2 protein-coding genes are annotated in these 1,506 nt (G+C 67.3%); both read left to right on the top strand.

The features are described 5' to 3' along the window. On the top strand, nt 1–519 hold a 519-nt coding region (locus tag C5F75_RS29695), incomplete at its 5' end, for a tetratricopeptide repeat protein (protein WP_104013168.1). 121 nt (nt 520–640) lie between these two features. Next, complete coding sequence (locus tag C5F75_RS29690; RefSeq protein ID WP_059581218.1) at nt 641–1,468, top strand: hypothetical protein; 828 nt, start codon at nt 641–643, stop codon at nt 1,466–1,468. Nucleotides 1,469–1,506 lie beyond the last annotated feature (38 nt).

Below are 1,506 nucleotides of genomic sequence, written 5' to 3'. Positions count from 1 at the left end.
ACCAGCAGCACGGTACGGATCTGCGACGACACGGGGTGTTCCGATCGCCCTAAAGATCAGGTCTCCTATCAAAAAAGGGACGATGCGGACGACCGCGAAGATCCGCGCATCGCCGCGCTCAAGCAAACCGCGAAGACCCAGCCGAAGGCCGCCTACGACCTCGGCCTGCGCTATTTCCGCGGCGACGGCGTGCGCCAGGACAGCTACCAGGCGCTCAAGTGGATGCGCGAGGCCGCCGAACGCGGCGACCTGAACGCGCAGAAGGCGCTCGGCAGTTTCTACCTGTTCGGCCTCGAGGAAATGGGCGCCGATGCGCGCGAAGCGGAGAAGTGGCTGTCGATCGCGGCCGGCCGCGGCGACAAGGAATCGAAAAAGCTGCTCGATCTCGCGCGCAAGGCGAAGAAGGAAGACGAAGAAGACTGGAAATGGCGCACGCAGTGGCGTGACGTCTATTACGGCTACTGGTACTCGGGCTATCCGTACTACGGCGTCTGGCAGCAGACGTACTGGTACTACTGACCGGGCCTGAAGCAACGGGGGCAGCCGCGGGGAGACCACCATCGCGCGCCACGCCGGGGGGCTTATCGAAGTTCGCACGGACCCATAAGCCGAACAACGACTCTAATCGATCGACAACGACATGAAGACCAACCTTTCCCAACGTCTGATTCAAGGTGCGCTGGTTGCAGCGCTTGGCGCGTCCGTCGCGGGGTGCGGCGGCATGGTGACGCCCGGCGGGCAAAACGCCGGGGTGACGGGCGCGGCGGCCGGCGGCGCGAGCGCCGGCGCCGATTCGCAGTTGCAGCGCTGCGCGTCGCCGCTGGGCACGATCGCGGTCGACGACGGCCGCAACGCCGACTGGTGGGGCCCGTTCGGCAGCGCGACGAAGGTGACGAGCATCGACCCGCTGCTGCGGCTGGCCGTGCAGCAGTCGAACTGCTTCGTGATCACGTCGATCGGCAACCAGAAGAGCGACGCGCGCCTGTCGCGCATCACGCAACTGCAACGCAACTCGGGCGAATATCGCGCGGGCTCGAAGCAGCAGAAGGGCCAGCGTGTGGCGGCCGACTACTACATGGAGCCGCAGATCGTGATCAACGATTCGCCGATCGGCGGGATCGGCAGCATGATCGGCGGGCTGATCGGCAACAGCGCGGTGGCGGCGGTGGCGGGGCACCTGCAGACGAAGGCGTCGGTGGTGACGCTGACGCTGTTCGACGTGCGCTCGGCGGTGCAGATCGCGGCGTCGGAAGGCAGCTCGACGGCGACGAACTACGGCGCGGCGCTGGGCGGCCTCGGCGGCGGGGTGGGCGGCGGGCTGGCCGGTTTTTCGACGACGCCGGAAGGCAAGGCGACGGTCGTCGCGTTCATCGACGCGTGGAACAAGATGGTCGTCGCGCTGCGCAGCTACAAGGCGCAGGACGTGAAGGGCGGCCTGGGCCGCGGTGGCCAGCTTCAGGTCAACTGACGCTGACGGGCCGGCGGGATGCCGCCGGCCGCTTGTCG

Origin of the sequence: Burkholderia anthinoferrum, assembly GCF_002925705.1 — a bacterium.
GTDB classification, from domain to species: Bacteria; Pseudomonadota; Gammaproteobacteria; order Burkholderiales; family Burkholderiaceae; genus Burkholderia; species Burkholderia semiarida.
Note: the sequence above shows the minus strand (reverse complement) of the source record. Positions and strands in the feature narration are given on the sequence as shown.

Excerpts from the sequence above, each read along its gene's own strand:
- C5F75_RS29690 (WP_059581218.1), top strand. The coding sequence starts at position 641 with ATGAAGACCAACCTTTCCCAACGTCTGATTCAAGGTGCGCTGGTTGCA.